The organism is Flavobacterium sp. N2038 (genome assembly GCF_025947185.1).
GTDB lineage: Bacteria > Bacteroidota > Bacteroidia > Flavobacteriales > Flavobacteriaceae > Flavobacterium.
Genome location: NZ_CP110001.1, coordinates 389,761 through 406,850, shown reverse-complemented (window position 1 = coordinate 406,850; position 17,090 = coordinate 389,761). Strand labels below are relative to the sequence as shown.

The window sequence follows — 17,090 nt, the reverse complement described above, 5'->3', positions numbered from 1 at the left end:
CCGCTTTTTCTATCTGATTTAGGAAAGGCGGTTTTTTTTATAGTTTAATTCTGTGGGATTTTATTTAAGTTTGAGTAAAAATTTCTAATAATGAAATGTAAAATGATTTTCTTAATTATTGCAGTAACTATTATAAGCTGTAATAAAAAAACAGATGTAAAAGCGATATCAGTAAAAAAGGATGCTTTATATCAGCCTATTCCTGACGAGACAGAAACAGAAGATGAAGAAGTATTTACTGCCCCGGAATTTCCTAAAACAGGAAAAACTGCTGATGATTTTGTAGGTGTACCTTATATAATAAAAATGAAAGCGGAAGGCTTCCTTAATGATGATGCGCTTAAGGACATTGTGATTGTATTACAAAATGAGAATGATAATCAAGATTCTCGTGCAGTTTTAGTTCTTTTAAAACAGGAAACAGGAGAGTATAAACTTCAGGATATTTCTTGGGAAGCTGTTGATCCCGAATATACAGAAAGTGGTTACCAGATATATACATCAGAGGAGATTTATATCGAGAATAAAGTATTGCACATTATGCTTCAGAGTGGTGGAGGGCCAGCTGGTACAAGAGAAACATTATACAAATATGTGAACAATGATTTAGTTCTTACAGAGATGCATACTTTTAATGCCGGAGCAGGTTCTCATTTGTCCAGTGATTATAATTTAGTTACAGGAGTAGCTGAACATGAAGTAACAAATACGCTAAATGATAGCATACCAAGTAAACATGAAATCAAAAAATTTCAATTGAAGCGGCAGATGTTATTTGCAAAAGATAATCCAAACATCGTTTTAGAAAATCTGCCAGGATCAGAAAATTTTTAAAAAATAAAAGGCTTCCATTTTCGGAAGCCTTTTGCATTTGAGATAATGTTATTAAAGTTTGTTTTTTTATTTTTTCAGAATAGTTTGATTGAATGATCCATCATTGGTATAAACTTTCACTAAGTAAGTCCCGGCAATTAAACCGCTTACATCAATGCTTTCTGGGTCTTTTCCGGCACTTTTTACTAGTGTTCCCGACATGTTATACACCAAAACTTTTTCTATAGTTTGTGTTCCTTTCGTAACATATAGAATATCAGAAACCGGGTTTGGATATAGGATTGCTTTTGCAGCTTGTGGTTCTGCTGTAACTTCAGCTGTTTGTGCCATTCTTAAAGTTGCTCCGCTTGTATATTCAGTAGCGATGTAGAATAAATTTGCCACAGATCCTTTAGTAATTGTGTTTGAACCTGCAGGAATTGAAGCCGTAACAATTCCGGCTGAAGCTGTGTACGATACGTTATTTACTTTTATTGTACCAGTAAAATTAGAATCAAAAACTAGAGTTAATGTTGATGCACTAGTTGTTGTATAGGTAATTGATGTACTTGATTCTATTTTTAAGCGTGCTGTTAAAGTTAACCCGGCATAAGTTACAGAACCATCAGTAGAGTTCATATTTCCTGTTATCGAATAAAAAGTACTCGTTTTTCCAGAAGTAGTAAAATTGTGAATTTCGTTTCCGCTTGGTGTTCCGGAATTTACTGTAATTGTTCCTGACCCTGTTGCAGGTGTTCCAGTTCCGGTTGTTGCAATCGAATAAGATACGGTAGCAGTCGGAGTTCCAGTAATTGTAATTGTTTTTGCAGTTGTATTTTTCACAAAACTAATTCCAGATGCAGGTAATCCAGTTACAGTTGCATCTGTAGCATTTCCTCCCCATGTAAAAACAATAGAATTTATGGCAGTACCACTTGTAACAGTCTGGTTGTTATTAGAAGTTGACGTTAAAGTTTGTGTTCCGGCTGCTGTAACCGTTATAGTTCCAGATGCAGTTGCAGGTGTTCCTGTTCCGGTAGTTGCGATAGAGTAGGATACAGTAGCAGTTGGAGTTCCTGTAATAGTAATTGTTTTTGCAGTTGTATTTTTTACAAAGCTAATTCCTGATGCAGGTAGTCCGGTTACAGTTGCATCTGTAGCGTCTCCGCCCCAGGTAAATACGATTGAAGCAATTGCTGTTCCGCTTGTTACACTTTGATTTTGATTACCTGTAGAAGTTAGAGTTTGTGAACTTGCTGGGGATTCCCTTCGCCTTGAATAGCAACTAAAGCTCCAGTATAATTTGTAAGTGCTGATTTAAGAGCTGTTATTACAAGTGATGATGTGTCGTCTACACTGTTGTCAAATAGCCATTTTAAATCCCCACCAGAAACACGTCCGGCATATTGTGTTACTTTTGTTTTAGCTGTTGCCGGTTGATCAATAACCAGGTTTTTTACATATAAAGCTGCGTCAGTATCGAAGTTATTGTATGTATTTGCGCCAGATTTAGATTTTATAGTATTGCTTACTGTTTCACCTCTTGAAGTGGCAACATAAGCGTCAAAATCTGTAGATGAACTAATTTTTCCTGAAATATTGTATAATGGATTTGGGTCATTATAAGCTACAAATCGCATATTATTTGTTCCATTCGAAGCATCAAAAGTATTATTATAAGCTTTTATAGAGCCACCTGCTTCTCCAGAGAAAGTTCCCATCGTTCCGGCATTATTTACCTGATTAGCTTCATCCCAAATATCAGAACCTTGCAAGGAAGTTAACATCGGATGTTTGCTGTTTCTGAAATAGTTTCCTTCTACAAATAATGATGAACCAAGCGTTGATCCTGAGCCATATTTAGAAACGCCATCATAATAATTATTATAAATGTGAGCTGAGTAATAACGAACACGTGGATGACGTGAGTCTGAGTGATCGAACCAGTTGTGGTGGTAAGTAATATATAAACCAGTTGTAGTTCCTTCGCTTAAACCTAATAAACTTGCTTTTCCGTTATCCCAAAAGTGATTATAAGACAAAGTGATATAAGTTGAAGATTTATTATCTAATGCGCCATCACCCTTTATTTGATCAGCATCGCTTCCTGCATTCCCATAGAATAAATCACAATTGTGAACCCAGATGTGATCGTTATCTTGTTGCATACCAACATTATCTCCGGCAGTACTGTTGCAGTTCATAAATCCTAAATTGCTTACCTCAATATTTGAAGCCGATTTTAGACGAACTCCCCAGCCATTCGCTACAGCGTCGGTTCCTATTCCTTCAAAAGTCACATAGCTTGATGCGTTGTTTGTGTTTTCAATTACAACATCACCACCTTCCATTACGGTCATGTCGGTAATGTTTCCAATTAATCTGAAGATAAAAGGACGAGTATCTTTTCCTTTTTTGATCGCATACAAGATGTTTTGCAAACCTACACAAGGATTTGCACTAGCACCTGTAATGTTCATCGAGATGGTATTCTTGGTGTTTTGGGTAATATAAAGAATTACGGCATTGTCTTTTGGGGTTCCATCTGCTTTGTATCCTCCCGGAACTCTGCCGCCATCAAAAGCAAATCCGTTGCGATCTTGCGCTACAACAGTCAGAGAGCTTGTTGTAGATCCTGAACCTTCAGTACCAGAAATTACCGGTTTTATTTTTACGGTGTAGTTTCCTGCTTTTAGCCCCGGAATGTCAGCGCGAAAATAAGAGCCATAACTACGAATAAGTTGATCGTCAATTTTTTGGTCAGTAAGACCATTCCCGGTGTAATAAACATTGTAAGTTTGAGCATTGCTAACTGGCTGCCATTTTACAAAGGCGGTTTCAAGCCAGCCAGAAGCTTCTGTGATTTGTACTTGTTGCGCCCATATTTGGACAGTAACAAGAAAAACAGTTAAGAAAAGTAGGTTTTTTTCATAATCGTTTGGTTAAAAAAGTTAGTAATAGTTATTAATTGGTTTAGATTATCTTAAACAATGCTTAATTGTAATCGATTACACAAAAATATGTAAAATTTTCATATTCTTATTTTTTTGCAGTTAAAAAAATAAATAGTTAAAAAATTTACATGTTTGTATTTGAAATATGTAATAAATTACATGAATTGTAATTTATTACATATTGAATATAATCTTTGTGAAGTCTTATTTTTATTACTTTTTTTAAATAGCGCTTCTTCCGAAAAAGTTTAAAATCTAGAGTTTTTGCAATTTTATAATTTTTTTTATCAATTTTGTTAAATTAAGAAAAAGACTACTTTTTAGATATATGTAAATAAGGAAAAGTCGCTTTGAGATATTTTTTATTGCTATTAAAATTGAAATTTAAGATAACTAGAAGTACTTTTTTGCATAAAAGAAGGATTAGAAATATTGTTTTACACCTTCCTTTTTTGAATTTATAAGGCATAAAAAAAGCCTTTTTGAGTTATCAAAAAGGCTTTTGCTATATGGTGTAAAAACGTGTTTAGTCTTTACTAGATAGTTTAGATAATAATCTTAAGAATTCAACATACAACCACACTAATGTAATCATTAGCCCCATTGCACCAAACCATTCCATGTATCTTGGCATTCTTTGTTGTACTCCTTTTTCGATTTGATCGAAATCCAGGAATAAATTCAAGGCTGCAATAATGATTACGAAAACACTAATTCCAATACTCATCATAGAATTTCCATGGTGTACAGGAGTCCAACTTGTAAATAATGAAACCACCCATGAAATTAGATAATAAGTAGCAATTGCTAAAGTAGCCGCAATCACAACTGATTTGAATTGCTCAGTAACTTTTACAATCTTAAATTTATACAATCCAAGACATACTAAAAAAGTAACCAAAGTAGCACTAACTGCATTAATAACTATCCCTGGATATCTTAATTCAAATATTGCAGAAATTCCTCCAATAAATAAACCTTCAAATAAGGCATAACCAGGCGCTAAATATGGAGAAGCCTGAGGTTTAAAAGAAGAAATTACAACAAGAATTAAACCAACGATTGCACCACCCATGGCTGGTAATATTGGGTTCATTCCGTTAAATGCCATCCACCAGGTTACCATAGAGGAAGCACATAAAATTAAAAATAAAATAGCTGTCTTGTTTATTGTACCAGACAAAGTCATTTCTTGATTGTAATCAATAATTTTTGCTTCGTGTACTTCTTCAGCTTTAGAAACAGCATTTGAAGAGAAACGCTTGTCACTTAAAAATGGATTTTTTGAATTGAAGTTCATATTTTTAATACTTTTAATTGTATCCAAATATATGGAGTTTTTTTGAAGAGTACTTGTTTGCGTTAAATTTTTAACATGATTTTTTCTTCTAAATAAAGTACCCTTATTAAATAAAAAAACCATCCGTTAATTCGAATGGTTTTGTAATATATATAACTTGAAGTGTTTATTTCAATAAGTCTAAAACTAAAGATGGGAATAAACCTAAAGCAATATTTAAAGCAATTGAAATGATGGCAACTGCATAAATAAGAAATGGCTTTCCGGTGCGCTCTTCATTTGGTTCTTTAGAATACATGGCCAAAATAAGTTTGAAATAATATCCAACACTTATAATTGAATTAATAACTGCAACAATAACTAAAGCGATATATCCAGCCTGAATCGTTTGATTGAACAAGAATAATTTTGCAAAGAAACCGGAGAAAATCGGAATTCCGGCCATTGACAATAATGAACCAGTTAAAATCGCAGCCAAAAGTGGATTTGTTTTCCCAAGTCCGTGGAAGTTTGTAATATCTTCATTATCCTGATTTTTACAAACATATAAAATAACACTAAATGCTGCAATTCCTGCTAAAGCATAAGCTGATGTATAATACAATAAAGTGCCTGCAGATGTTGCAATAGATAAGAATGTCATTAACATAAAACCGGCATGTGAGATTCCTGAAAATGCCAGCATACGTTTTACGTTTACCTGACGTAGTGCCATTATATTTCCAACAGTCATAGATGCAATTGAAATTACAACAATTATATGCTCAAATGTACCCAGCATATCTTGATTTTCTAATGACGGAATTAAATTTAATCCTGCTACTAATTTATAAAGTGTTGCAATTGCAACTACTTTTGCCAGAGTACTCATTAAAGCAGTTGTTAAAGCAGGCGAACCTTCGTAAACGTCCGGAGCCCAGAAGTGGAATGGAACTGCAGCTACTTTAAACAGCATTCCGATTGTCATTAAGATCATCCCAATAGGAAACCAGATTGGCAATTCAGCAGATAGAGAGCTTTCATAAATTTCAGTAACATCAAATGTTCCCATTGCTCCATAGATCAAACAAATTCCGAATAAGATAATCCCTGATGCAAAAGATCCCATTAAGAAATATTTCATACCAGCTTCATTACTTTTAATATTCGTACGATCACTTGCCGCTAAAACGTATAATGCAATGGATAAAATTTCGATTCCAAGAAAGAACATTGCAAGATTCCCAAAAGATACCATCGCCACTGCTCCTGCCAGTAAAAATATTTTTATAGCGACAAAATCAGAAATTTTAGTTTGATGATTTTCGTAAAAATTATGACTTAATGCTACAAGGAAAATAGTCAATATAATAAACAATGATGAAAATGTAGTTGAGAATTTACTTACTGCAATCATGTTATTGTAATAACTTGCCGTTGAACCAAATTCATAATAATTAAGCGCCAAGACACCCAATAAACCAACAATGGTAAACGGAACGATGCCTTTTCTAAAATTTAGAATTTCAAACAATAGGCAAAAAATACCCAATCCTGTTATAGCTATTAATGTATTCATTTTTGTTTTTTTGATTTAGGAAATCTAAAACGCCCTAATTTATTTTATTTAAAATATATTTTTATTTTTTAATACTTAACTTTTTAAGTTTCGGAAAATCTGAAATCAAAAATCGTTAATCATTATTCTAAAATCTTAGTTTTTATTGATAACGTTTAAAATCGTTTCTAAACTTGGTGTAATCAAATCTGTAATAGGTTTTGGATAGAATCCAAAGAAAATCAAAACAGCAATAATTGCGACTAATGAAATTCCCTCGTTAACAGAAACGTCTGCAAAGATTTTTGAATTAGTTTCACCCAACATTACATTTTGAAACATCTTCAACATATAATATGCTCCTAAAATAATAGTTGTTCCACCTAAAACAGCGAACCAGATATTTATTTGAGAAAGGCTATATAAAACAGTAAATTCTCCAACAAAATTAAAAGTAGTTGGCAAAGCAACAGATGCTAAAACCAAGATTAGAAACATTGAAGTAAATTTTGGTGATTGAGTACGGATTCCGCCTAATTCAGCAATATTTCTTGTTTCAAATCTTCTGTAGATAATTTCTGCAGCATAAAACAATCCAACAACTACAAAACCGTGAGCGATCATTTGTAAAACTGCTCCGCGGAAACCATCAATTGTCAATGTATAAGTTCCTGCAGCAATTAATCCAACGTGAGCAAGAGAAGAATAAGCTAGTAATTTCTTTAAATCTTTTTGTCTTAAAGCTACAATTGATCCGTAGATTACTCCGGCAATTCCTAAAGCAATAAAAATGTTCATGTATTCTTTTGCTGCAAGTGGAGCAATTGGTAATTGCCAACGAATAACACTATATAATCCCATTTTTAACATGATACCGGATAAAAGCATTGTTCCAACTGTTGGAGCTTTTTGGTACACATTTGCCTGCCATGTATGGAAAGGAATAATTGGAATTTTGATAGCATAAGCTAAGAAGAATGCCAGGAAAATCCAGAATTGTTCGCAAGCAGATAATTCTACTTTATATAAATCTTCGATTAAGAAGCTGCCTGCTTTTTGGTATAAATAGATAAAAGCAGTTAACATGAATAAAGAACCTGCAAGTGTGTAAATAAAGAATTTAACCACTGCTTTTCTTCTTTCTTCGGCATCGCCATTACCCCAAATAAGAGCAATAAAGTAAATAGGTATAAGGGCTAATTCCCAGAAAATATAGTATAAAAGACCATCCGCTGCCAAGAAAGTTCCTGTCATTGCAAACGCCATGAATAATATTAAAGCATAAAAAGCTTTTGAATTTTTATATTCATTCCCAAAAGAAGAGAAGATAATAATTGGAGTCAGAGCCGTAGTCAACAAAAGCATTGCAAGCGCTAATCCATCAGCATTTAGCGCAAATGAAATTTTAGGTTGTGTGATCCACGCATTGATAAGACTGATGTTTTCACCAGCATTAAAATGATTTAACAATACAACCGAACAGCCCAAAGCTGCCAAACTAAAGAACAAAGCTACTTTTGAAGCGAGTTTGTCACCAGCAAAATAAGTGACAAATGCACCAACTAAAAGAATAATTAATATAAGAGAAACGTTCATAGTTATAAAATTATTGAGCTAAAAATATATAAGATACAATGGCACAAAGACCTAACACGAAAGCAAAAAGATATAATCCGATACTTCCTGTTTGTAATTTTTTTCCTTGGAATGCTAATTCATTCGCTGCTTTACCTAATCCGAAAACAACGGCAGATAAACCAGTTTCAATATAATCTCTAAAGAATCTTGATAATCCGTTTACAGAACGTACAAAGATTGCATCGTAGATTTCGTCAACATAATATTTGTTATATAAAACTTTTGTCAAACCTGTAATGTTTTCGTCAGCTTCAGGAACATTATCTTGTTTAAAGTATTTTACGTAAGCAATAAAGATTCCTAATAAACCGCCTAATACAGCAACTCCCATTAAAGTATATTCCGTTGTTCCTAAATGGTGTTCTTCACCAGCTGCTTTTGTGAAAAGAGGAGCAAGATATTCATTTAACCAGCTGTTTCCTGGTAAACTGATTAATCCGCCAAAGGTTGCTAAAATTGCTAAAATGATAAGCGGAATAGTAATTAATGAACCACTTTCGTGTAAATGATGTTTTTGTTCTTCTGTTCCTCTAAATTCTTTAAAGAAAGTCAAGAACATTAATCTGAACATATAGAAAGCTGTCATGATTGAAGCAATAGATCCCACAACATATAAAGGAATACTATGGTGGAAAGCGGTCATTAAGATTTCATCTTTAGAAAAGAAACCTGAGAAAAACGGAACTCCGGAAATAGCTAATGAAGAAATTAACATCGTCCAGAAAGTAATTGGCATTGCTTTACGCAATCCGCCCATATTACGCATATCCTGTTCTCCGTGTAATCCATGGATAACTGATCCGGAACCTAAGAATAAACAAGCTTTAAAGAATGCATGAGTGATTACGTGAAAAACAGCTACTTCATAAGCACCAAATCCTAATGCTAAGAACATTAATCCTAATTGTGAAACTGTAGAATAAGCCAATACTTTTTTGATATCGTTTTGAACCAAACCAATTGTAGCAGCTACTAATGAAGTGATTGCTCCAATAACAGCGATTACAGTTTGAACATCTGGTGTAAGGTCAAAAACAAAATTTAATCTTGTTACCATAAAGATACCTGCAGTTACCATTGTAGCTGCGTGGATCAAAGCAGAAACCGGAGTTGGTCCGGCCATCGCATCTGGCAACCAGGTATACAACGGAATTTGAGCTGATTTACCACAAGCTCCAATAAACAAGCATAAAGCTGCTAATGAAAGTAAAGGTAAATTTAAATTTGAAGCTCCTGCAATTGCAGTTTTTAAAGATGCATAATCTAATGTTGAAAACATCGAACCAATAATGAACATACCAATTAAAAGACCTAAATCTCCAATTCTGTTCATGATGAAAGCTTTTTTTGCAGCATCATTGTAATCCTGGTTTTTATGCCAGAATCCAATTAATAAGTAAGAACAAAGTCCAACGCCTTCCCATCCAATGAAAAGTACTAATAAGTTACTGCCAATTACAAGCGTAATCATAAAGAATACGAACAGATTTAAATAGGCAAAAAATTTGTGCATATTCTCATCATCGTGCATGTAACTGATAGAGTATAAGTGAATCAAAGACCCAATTCCGGTTACGAATAATAACCAAAGAACAGATAATTGATCTAATAAAAATCCTAGATTGATTTTTAGATTGCTGATTTGAATCCAGTCAAATAAAGTAACCTGAATTGCTTTTCCTGTAGATGTTATTTGATTAAAAAGAACAAGAGTAACTACAAAGGAAACGGCTACAGCAACTGTTCCGATAAATCCGGAAACTGTTTTTCCTAAGCTTTTCCCAAAGAAAACATTGATTAAAAACCCTAAAAAAGGAGCTAAAACTAAAACTAAAGCTAAATTGGTATCCATTTCTATTTTATCCTTTTAAATTTTTTAAATTATCGATGCTAATTGAGCCAATATTTCTAAAAATAGAAACTAAAATAGCCAAACCTACTGCAACTTCTGCAGCGGCAACTGCCATCGAAAAGAATACAAAAACTTGTCCCTGTGCATCTTGATGATACGTTGAGAAAGCCACAAATAAAAGGTTTACTGCATTCAGCATGATTTCGATCGACATAAAAACGATAATAGCATTTCGTCTGTACAATACACCAAAAACACCAATACAAAAAAGTACAACACTTAAAAAGATGTAATTTTCAATACCTATTTGATTTAATATATTACCCATTATTTATTTAATTTTTCTTTTTTAGACAATAATACAGTTCCAATCATTGCAACCAAAAGTAAGATCGAAGCAAATTCAAATGGTACCATATATTCGTTCAATAATATTTTACCTAAAACTTTAATAGATTGGAAATCTTCTCCTGTTGAATCGTATTCGCCAACGATTGGTTTAGAGTTGATGAAAATTGCAATTAAAACAATGCAAATCAAACAAAAAGAAACAATAGCACCTAATCGGGTGATTCGAGGTCGATGCACATCTTTTTGTTCATTCAGATTCATTAACATAATCGTAAACAGGAACAAAATCATAATCGCTCCGGAATAGACTATTATATGTACAATAGCTAAAAATTGTGAATTCAATAGTAAATAATGACCAGCAATTGAAAAGAAACAAATTACTAAATAGATAGCACTGTGAATTGGATTTCTGCTGAAAATAGTAAGGAAAGCGGTAATTACCGTAATAAACGCTAAGAAACAAAATATAACTTGTACAGTTGTTGCGTGTGCAAAATCAGGAATATGTATCATTTAGTTAGCATTATTAAGTTGAGCATTTTTGATTGCCATTTCTAAAGGCATCACTAATTTGTCTTTTCCAAAAATGAAATCTTCTCTTTCATAACTTGACGGAACAAGAACTTTAGATTGTGTCAGGTAGATTGCATCTTTTGGACAAGCTTCTTCACACAAACCACAGAAAATACAACGCAGCATATTGATCTCATAGATTTCAGCATACTTTTCTTCTCTGTATAAATGTTTTTCGTCTGCTTTACGTTCTGCTGCTTTCATTGTGATTGCTTCTGCAGGACAAGACAAAGCACATAATCCGCAGGCAGTACAATTTTCACGACCTTGCTCATCACGTTTCAGCATATGCTGACCACGATAAACCGGACTCATTTCACGAACCTGTTCAGGATAATGAATCGTAATTTTTTTTCTAAAAAGGTGTTTTAATGTAATAAACAAACCTTTTACAATCGCCACAAGATACAATCGCTCAATAAAAGTCATCTCTTTATTAGAGACCACTTTTTTTCTGCCCGATAATGATATAGTTTCTATTGACATTTTTACTATTATAATTTATGATTCAAAATTTGAACAGTCAAATTCAAAATCTATTTTGTTTTTATTTGAAGCTAATTACAGTTTTAGAATCCTAAAGCTGCTGCGATATCGTGTCTTAATATAACGGCACCCGTAATCATAATATTGATAATCGAAAGCGGAATCAAAATTCTCCAGCCTAAGTTCATTAATTGGTCATATCTAAATCTTGGAATTGTCCAACGTACCCACATGTAAAAGAATATGAAGAAACATATTTTTACAAATAATACTGCAATTCCTAATAAGTTAGCAGTATTAACACCAACATTTTCTACCATCCATTGCATTCCCGGATAGTTGTAACCTCCAAAGAATAATACAGAAATAATAGTAGCAGAGATAAACATACTTGCATATTCAGCAAATAAATAAAATCCCATTTTCATTGACGAATATTCTGTGTGGTAACCTCCAATTAATTCGTTTTCACATTCTGCCAAGTCAAACGGTGTTCTGTTAGTTTCTGCAAAAGAACAAATTAAGAAAATTAAGAAAGATACTGGTTGATAGAAAACATTCCAGTTCATTCCTTGTTGTTGTAAGGAGATTTCTTTTAAACTCATTGTTCCTGTCATCATCAATAGTGCAATCATTGATAATCCCATTGCAACTTCATAAGAAACCATTTGTGAAGCTGCACGAACAGCTCCCATTAGTGAGAATTTATTGTTAGAAGCCCATCCACCAATCATGATGCCATAAACTCCAACAGAAAGTACTCCAAAAATGTATAATAAAGCAATATTTACGTCAGTTGCCTGAAGATAAATATCTCTTCCAAAAAGATGGAGTTTATCTCCCCACGGAATTACAGCACTTGTCATCAAAGCTGTACTCATGGCAATTGCCGGACCTACAACGAATAAAAATCTATTTGGTGTGTTTGGAAAAAATTCTTCTTTCGAGAATAATTTCATACCATCAGCAAGTGGCTGTAGTAATCCTCCCCAACCTGCACGGTTTGGCCCAACACGATCCTGAAGAAAAGCAGCAACTTTACGTTCTGCCCATGTAGAATACATTGCCATAATCATTGTTACCGCAAAAACGACAACAATAACAACACTTTTTTCTATAATAAATGCACTTTCCATTTCTTAAGATTTTTTATCATTAGCATTTAATGGAATTGAAGCCATACTAATCTTTTTACGGTCAATATCTCTACCTAAAAGAATATTCTTCTCCGTATCGATTTCAACTTTCTCTAATTTTTGAGTGTAATTGTTTTGGTTGATTACAGAATCTTTTTCAAATTCTCTTGGTCCTTCAATAACCCAGTCATTAACGTTTTTGTGATCAAAACGGCAAGAATTACAGATGAATTCTTCCACTTCATGATACTCATCTTTACGACCTGTTACACGTTGAATTTCTCCACCAAACATCCAAACGGTTGTTTTACCACAACATCCAGGAGTTGTACATTCTCTGTGTGCGTTATAAGGTTTGTTAAACCAAACTCTTGATTTAAAACGGAAAGTTTTGTCAGTTAAAGCTCCAACCGGACAAACATCGATCATGTTTCCAGAAAACTCATTGTCGATTGCTTTAGAAATTCCGGTTGAAATATTAGCGTGATCACCACGGTCTAATACTCCGTGAACTCTGTTGTCTGTCAATTGATCTGCAACTTGTACACATCTTTGACATAAGATACAACGGTTCATATGTAGTTGAATATTTGGACCAATATCTTCTGGTTCAAATGTTCTTTTTTCTTCAATAAAACGTGATTTAGGGTTTCCGTGCTCAAAACTTAAGTTTTGAAGATCACATTCACCAGCCTGATCACAAATTGGGCAGTCTAATGGATGGTTGATCAATAAAAATTCTGTTACCGACTTACGAGCTTCCGTAACTCTGGCAGAAGATTTACTGTTTACTTCCATTCCGTCCATACATCCTGTTACACAAGATGCCATTAATTTTGGCATTGGTCTTGGGTCAGCTTCACTTCCTTTAGAAACTTCAACCAAACAACAACGGCATTTTCCACCGCTCCCTTTTAATTTTGAGTAATAGCACATGGCTGGCGGTACCAAATCTCCACCAATCATACGTGCAGCCTGCAGGATCGTTGTTCCTGGTTCTACGTCTATACTTTGACCGTCTATGGTTACTTTCATCTCTTATTTTGTTTTTTTAGTTTCAGGTTTAAAGTTTCAGGTTGCTGAACGTGAAACTATAATAACTTGAAACTTGAAACTATTTTAAACTTTTTTGTTGAAAGTCGGAATATTGAAAAGAATTGCTGTCCTTTTAAACATTTTTGAACTTTATAACTTTCTGCTTTTTATTTTTATACGATTACTTTACCGCCTACCAAATGCTTAACTTGTGAGAAAGGCTCGGCAACAAAGTGATCTCTGTTTTTAATCTTTTCAGGGAAACGAACGTGATATTCAAATTCATCTCTAAAGTGACGAATTGCTGCTGCCACTGGCCAAGAAGCTGCGTCACCAAGCGGACAAATTGTGTTTCCTTCAATTTTACTCTGAATGCTCCAAAGTAATTCTATATCTTCTTCACGGCCTTGACCGTTTTCGATTCTCCATAATATTTTTTCCAACCAACCTGTTCCTTCGCGGCAAGGTGTACATTGTCCGCAAGATTCGTGGTGGTAGAAACGAGCAAAGTTCCAAGTGTTTCTTACTACACAAGCAGTGTCATTATATACGATAAATCCTCCCGATCCTAACATTGATCCGGTAGCAAAACCACCATCACTTAAAGATTCGTAAGTCATTAAACGATCTTCACCGTTTGCTGTTTTAAAAATCAATTCAGCTGGTAAAATTGGCACAGAAGAACCTCCCGGTACAAATGCTTTCAAAGGCCTGCTTGAAGACATTCCTCCTAAATATTCATCAGAATTCATGAATTCGTCAACACTTAAACCTAACTCAATTTCGTAAACACCAGGATTTTTAATGTGTCCTGAAGCAGAAATTAATTTAGTTCCTGTAGAACGACCAATTCCAATTTTTGCATAGTCATCACCAGAGTTGTTGATGATCCAAGGCACAGTTGCAATAGTTTCAACATTATTTACTACTGTTGGATTTGCCCAGAGACCAGAAACCGCAGGGAAAGGTGGTTTAATACGAGGATTTCCTCTTTTACCTTCCAACGATTCGATCAATGCAGTTTCTTCTCCACAGATATATGCTCCGGCTCCACAGTGTACGTAAAGTTCAAGATCATAACCTGTTCCTAATATATTTTTTCCTAACCATCCGGCAGCTTTTGCTTCGGCGATTGCTCTTTCTAAGATTTTGAAAACCCACATATATTCACCACGAATGTAGATATACGACAGGTTGGCGCCCAAAGCAAAACTTGAAGTAATCATTCCTTCAATCAATAAGTGAGGAATATATTCCATCAAAAAGCGATCTTTGAAAGTCCCTGGTTCAGATTCGTCGGCGTTACAAACTAAGTGTCTTGGTTTTCCTGATTTTTTATCAATAAAGCTCCATTTCATTCCGGCAGGGAAACCTGCACCTCCACGACCACGAAGACCTGATTTTTTTACTTCTTCAGTAACTTCATCCGGTGTAAGTGTTTTTAAAGCTTTTTCTACAGAAGCATAACCACCATTTTGGCGATATACTTCATAGGTTTTAATTCCAGGAATATTGATTTTATCTAATAATATTTTTTGTGACATCTTATTTATCGTGTAATATTATTTTATCCTCTTTACAATCAGCGATTAACTGATCAATTTTCTCTTCTGTCAATTTTTCTTTGTAGAAATCTCCCAATTGCATCATCGGAGCGTATCCGCAAGCACCTAAACATTCTACACCGGCAATGGTAAACATTCCATCTGGAGTTGTTTCGCCCATTTTAATGCCTAATTTTTCAGAAGTATAATCCATTAAATTTTCGGCACCATTTAAACAACAACAAGAAGTCTGGCAAAACTCAAACATGTATTTTCCAATTGGTTTTTGGTTGTACATGGTATAAAAAGTAACCACTTCGTAAACCTCAATTGGCTTAATCTGAAGAATTTTGGCAACTTTATCTTGCAATTCAATGCTTAACCAGTTATTGTGAGCATCCTGAACCTCATGCAAAACAGGCAATAAAGCCGATTTTTGTTTGCCTTCAGGATAATGACTAATCAATTCATTGATGCGAGCCATCAATGCTTCTGTCATATTTATTTCTTGTTTGTAATGTTTTCTTTCCATTTTATTCTTGTTTTGCCACAAAGGCGCAATGGCACAAATTTTTTAATCTAAATTTTCCCAATAGCTATCGGGGCTAAAATCTAAATTTTTTTACGCATCTAATTCTCCTGCAATTACGTTCAAACTTGATAGAATTACAATTGCATCAGAAAGCAACGATCCTTTAATCATATCAGGATATGCCTGATAATAAATAAAGCAAGGTCTTCTAAAATGTAATCTATATGGCGTTCTGCTTCCGTCTGTAACTAAATAAAAACCTAACTCTCCGTTTCCACCTTCAACAGGATGGTAAATTTCGGCAACCGGAACAGGAACTTCTCCCATTACAATTTTAAAGTGGTAGATTAGAGATTCCATATTATTGTAAACATCTTCTTTTGGAGGAAGGTAATAATCAGGAACTTCTGCATGATATTCGTTTCCTGGAGGCATTTTTTCTAACGCCTGGCGAATAATGCTTAAACTTTCCCAAACTTCAGCATTACGAACACAGAAACGATCATAAGTGTCACCTGATTTTCCAACAGGAACATTAAAATCAAAATCTTCGTAAGAAGAGTAAGGTTGTGCTACACGCACATCATAATCAATTCCTGCAGCACGCAAGTTAGGACCTGTAAATCCGTAAGCCATTGCTTTCTCTGCCGAGATTGCACCTACGTTTACAGTTCTGTCAAGGAAAATTCTATTTCTTTCAAATAAGTTTACGAACTCTTGCCAAGCAACAGGAAATTCTTCAAGGAAAGTGTCTAGTTTTTTGAAAGCTTCCGGAGACCAGTCTCTTTCAAAACCACCAATTCTTCCCATATTTGTAGTCAAACGAGCCCCACAAATTTCTTCGTAAATCTCGTAAACTTTTTCTCTAAATTGAAAAACGTATAAGAAACCAGTATATGCACCAGTATCTACTCCAAGAATCGAGTTACAGATTAAGTGATCTGTAATACGAGCCAATTCCATTACAATGACTCTTAAATATTGAGCTCTTTTTGGAACTTCAACACCTAATAGTTTTTCTAAAGTCATCCACCAGCCCATATTATTAATAGGAGAGGAGCAATAGTTCATTCGGTCTGTAAGAGGCGTAATTTGGTAAAAAGGACGGTTTTCAGCGATTTTTTCAAAAGCTCTGTGGATGTAACCAACAGTTGGTTCGGCTTCCAGAATTCTTTCTCCATCCATTAATAAGATGTTTTGAAAAATACCGTGAGTAGCGGGTGTGTAGGACCTAAATTTAGTACCGAAAGTTCACTTCCGTCCTCATTAAGTCTCTCCTTAATTATTTTAGCATAGCGATGCTCTGGTGATAATAATAGTTCTGACATTTTATAAT

Annotated in this window: 16 protein-coding genes and 1 pseudogene; 3 read left to right on the top strand and 14 right to left on the bottom strand. The window is 34.3% G+C overall.

Annotation, left to right across the window (positions count from 1 at the left end; translation table 11 throughout):
- Positions 1-90 precede the first annotated feature (90 nt).
- The gene (locus OLM51_RS01715) at positions 91-834 is read left to right on the top strand and encodes a hypothetical protein (RefSeq protein WP_264552700.1); all 744 of its coding nucleotides are present in this window, start codon (positions 91-93) and stop codon (positions 832-834) included.
- A 66-nt stretch (positions 835-900) separates the two neighbouring features.
- Here the strand turns inward: OLM51_RS01715 and OLM51_RS01710 are convergent, their stop codons facing one another.
- Entirely contained in the window at positions 901-1,656 is a 756-nt protein-coding gene (locus tag OLM51_RS01710) for a T9SS type A sorting domain-containing protein (RefSeq protein WP_264552699.1), read from the bottom strand.
- A 79-nt stretch (positions 1,657-1,735) separates the two neighbouring features.
- On the opposite strand from OLM51_RS01710, the gene OLM51_RS01705 reads away from it, so the two are divergent.
- Positions 1,736-1,867 (top strand): hypothetical protein, encoded by a 132-nt coding sequence (locus OLM51_RS01705; protein WP_264552698.1) that lies wholly within the window; start codon positions 1,736-1,738, stop codon positions 1,865-1,867.
- 184 nt (positions 1,868-2,051) lie between these two features.
- On the opposite strand, the gene OLM51_RS01700 is transcribed toward OLM51_RS01705, so the two are convergent.
- Positions 2,052-3,293, bottom strand: coding sequence for a polysaccharide lyase family 1 protein (locus tag OLM51_RS01700; RefSeq protein WP_264552697.1), 1,242 nt, complete (start codon positions 3,291-3,293; stop codon positions 2,052-2,054).
- A gap of 46 nt (positions 3,294-3,339) precedes the next feature.
- Between OLM51_RS01700 and OLM51_RS01695 the strand changes: the two genes are divergently transcribed.
- Entirely contained in the window at positions 3,340-3,495 is a 156-nt protein-coding gene (locus OLM51_RS01695; RefSeq protein WP_264552696.1) for a hypothetical protein, read from the top strand.
- Between the two features lie 798 nt (positions 3,496-4,293).
- Here the strand turns inward: OLM51_RS01695 and OLM51_RS01690 are convergent.
- From OLM51_RS01690 to OLM51_RS01635, 12 genes and pseudogenes are all read right to left on the bottom strand, one after another.
- The gene (locus tag OLM51_RS01690; protein WP_264552695.1) at positions 4,294-5,067 is read right to left on the bottom strand and encodes a Bax inhibitor-1/YccA family protein; all 774 of its coding nucleotides are present in this window, start codon (positions 5,065-5,067) and stop codon (positions 4,294-4,296) included.
- Positions 5,068-5,233: 166 nt separating this feature from the next.
- Positions 5,234-6,625: an NADH-quinone oxidoreductase subunit N gene (locus OLM51_RS01685; RefSeq protein WP_264552694.1), complete on the bottom strand. Its 1,392-nt coding sequence runs from the start codon at positions 6,623-6,625 to the stop codon at positions 5,234-5,236.
- 135 nt (positions 6,626-6,760) lie between these two features.
- The gene (locus tag OLM51_RS01680) at positions 6,761-8,200 is read right to left on the bottom strand and encodes a complex I subunit 4 family protein (protein ID WP_264552693.1); all 1,440 of its coding nucleotides are present in this window, start codon (positions 8,198-8,200) and stop codon (positions 6,761-6,763) included.
- A gap of 10 nt (positions 8,201-8,210) precedes the next feature.
- Positions 8,211-10,094: an NADH-quinone oxidoreductase subunit L gene (gene nuoL, locus OLM51_RS01675; protein WP_264552692.1), complete on the bottom strand. Its 1,884-nt coding sequence runs from the start codon at positions 10,092-10,094 to the stop codon at positions 8,211-8,213.
- A 7-nt stretch (positions 10,095-10,101) separates the two neighbouring features.
- Positions 10,102-10,422: an NADH-quinone oxidoreductase subunit NuoK gene (gene nuoK / locus OLM51_RS01670; RefSeq protein WP_133523522.1), complete on the bottom strand. Its 321-nt coding sequence runs from the start codon at positions 10,420-10,422 to the stop codon at positions 10,102-10,104.
- A complete protein-coding gene (locus OLM51_RS01665; protein WP_264552691.1) occupies positions 10,422-10,961 on the bottom strand; it encodes an NADH-quinone oxidoreductase subunit J in 540 nt (179 codons plus the stop codon). The genes nuoK and OLM51_RS01665 overlap by 1 nt, the downstream gene beginning before the upstream one ends.
- On the bottom strand, positions 10,962-11,507 hold the full coding sequence (locus tag OLM51_RS01660) for a NuoI/complex I 23 kDa subunit family protein (RefSeq protein ID WP_264552690.1): 546 nt from the start codon (positions 11,505-11,507) through the stop codon (positions 10,962-10,964).
- A gap of 83 nt (positions 11,508-11,590) precedes the next feature.
- On the bottom strand, positions 11,591-12,643 hold the full coding sequence (gene nuoH / locus OLM51_RS01655; protein ID WP_264552689.1) for an NADH-quinone oxidoreductase subunit NuoH: 1,053 nt from the start codon (positions 12,641-12,643) through the stop codon (positions 11,591-11,593).
- 3 nt (positions 12,644-12,646) lie between these two features.
- Positions 12,647-13,678, bottom strand: coding sequence for a 2Fe-2S iron-sulfur cluster-binding protein (locus tag OLM51_RS01650; RefSeq protein ID WP_264552688.1), 1,032 nt, complete (start codon positions 13,676-13,678; stop codon positions 12,647-12,649).
- Between the two features lie 173 nt (positions 13,679-13,851).
- The gene (nuoF, locus tag OLM51_RS01645; protein WP_264552687.1) at positions 13,852-15,222 is read right to left on the bottom strand and encodes an NADH-quinone oxidoreductase subunit NuoF; all 1,371 of its coding nucleotides are present in this window, start codon (positions 15,220-15,222) and stop codon (positions 13,852-13,854) included.
- Position 15,223: 1 nt separating this feature from the next.
- Positions 15,224-15,754: a complex I 24 kDa subunit family protein gene (locus OLM51_RS01640; RefSeq protein WP_264552686.1), complete on the bottom strand. Its 531-nt coding sequence runs from the start codon at positions 15,752-15,754 to the stop codon at positions 15,224-15,226.
- Between the two features lie 90 nt (positions 15,755-15,844).
- Positions 15,845-17,082, bottom strand: a pseudogene (locus OLM51_RS01635) (NADH-quinone oxidoreductase subunit D).
- Positions 17,083-17,090 lie beyond the last annotated feature (8 nt).

Excerpts from the sequence above, each read along its gene's own strand:
- OLM51_RS01715 (WP_264552700.1), top strand. The coding sequence starts at position 91 with ATGAAATGTAAAATGATTTTCTTAATTATTGCAGTAACTATTATAAGC.
- OLM51_RS01705 (WP_264552698.1), top strand. The coding sequence starts at position 1,736 with ATGGCAGTACCACTTGTAACAGTCTGGTTGTTATTAGAAGTTGACGTT.
- OLM51_RS01700 (WP_264552697.1), bottom strand. The coding sequence starts at position 3,293 with ATGAACATTACAGGTGCTAGTGCAAATCCTTGTGTAGGTTTGCAAAAC.
- OLM51_RS01690 (WP_264552695.1), bottom strand. The coding sequence starts at position 5,067 with ATGAACTTCAATTCAAAAAATCCATTTTTAAGTGACAAGCGTTTCTCT.
- OLM51_RS01685 (WP_264552694.1), bottom strand. The coding sequence starts at position 6,625 with ATGAATACATTAATAGCTATAACAGGATTGGGTATTTTTTGCCTATTG.
- OLM51_RS01680 (WP_264552693.1), bottom strand. The coding sequence starts at position 8,200 with ATGAACGTTTCTCTTATATTAATTATTCTTTTAGTTGGTGCATTTGTC.
- nuoL (WP_264552692.1), bottom strand. The coding sequence starts at position 10,094 with ATGGATACCAATTTAGCTTTAGTTTTAGTTTTAGCTCCTTTTTTAGGG.
- nuoK (WP_133523522.1), bottom strand. The coding sequence starts at position 10,422 with ATGGGTAATATATTAAATCAAATAGGTATTGAAAATTACATCTTTTTA.
- OLM51_RS01665 (WP_264552691.1), bottom strand. The coding sequence starts at position 10,961 with ATGATACATATTCCTGATTTTGCACACGCAACAACTGTACAAGTTATA.
- OLM51_RS01660 (WP_264552690.1), bottom strand. The coding sequence starts at position 11,507 with ATGTCAATAGAAACTATATCATTATCGGGCAGAAAAAAAGTGGTCTCT.
- nuoH (WP_264552689.1), bottom strand. The coding sequence starts at position 12,643 with ATGGAAAGTGCATTTATTATAGAAAAAAGTGTTGTTATTGTTGTCGTT.
- OLM51_RS01650 (WP_264552688.1), bottom strand. The coding sequence starts at position 13,678 with ATGAAAGTAACCATAGACGGTCAAAGTATAGACGTAGAACCAGGAACA.
- nuoF (WP_264552687.1), bottom strand. The coding sequence starts at position 15,222 with ATGTCACAAAAAATATTATTAGATAAAATCAATATTCCTGGAATTAAA.
- OLM51_RS01640 (WP_264552686.1), bottom strand. The coding sequence starts at position 15,754 with ATGGAAAGAAAACATTACAAACAAGAAATAAATATGACAGAAGCATTG.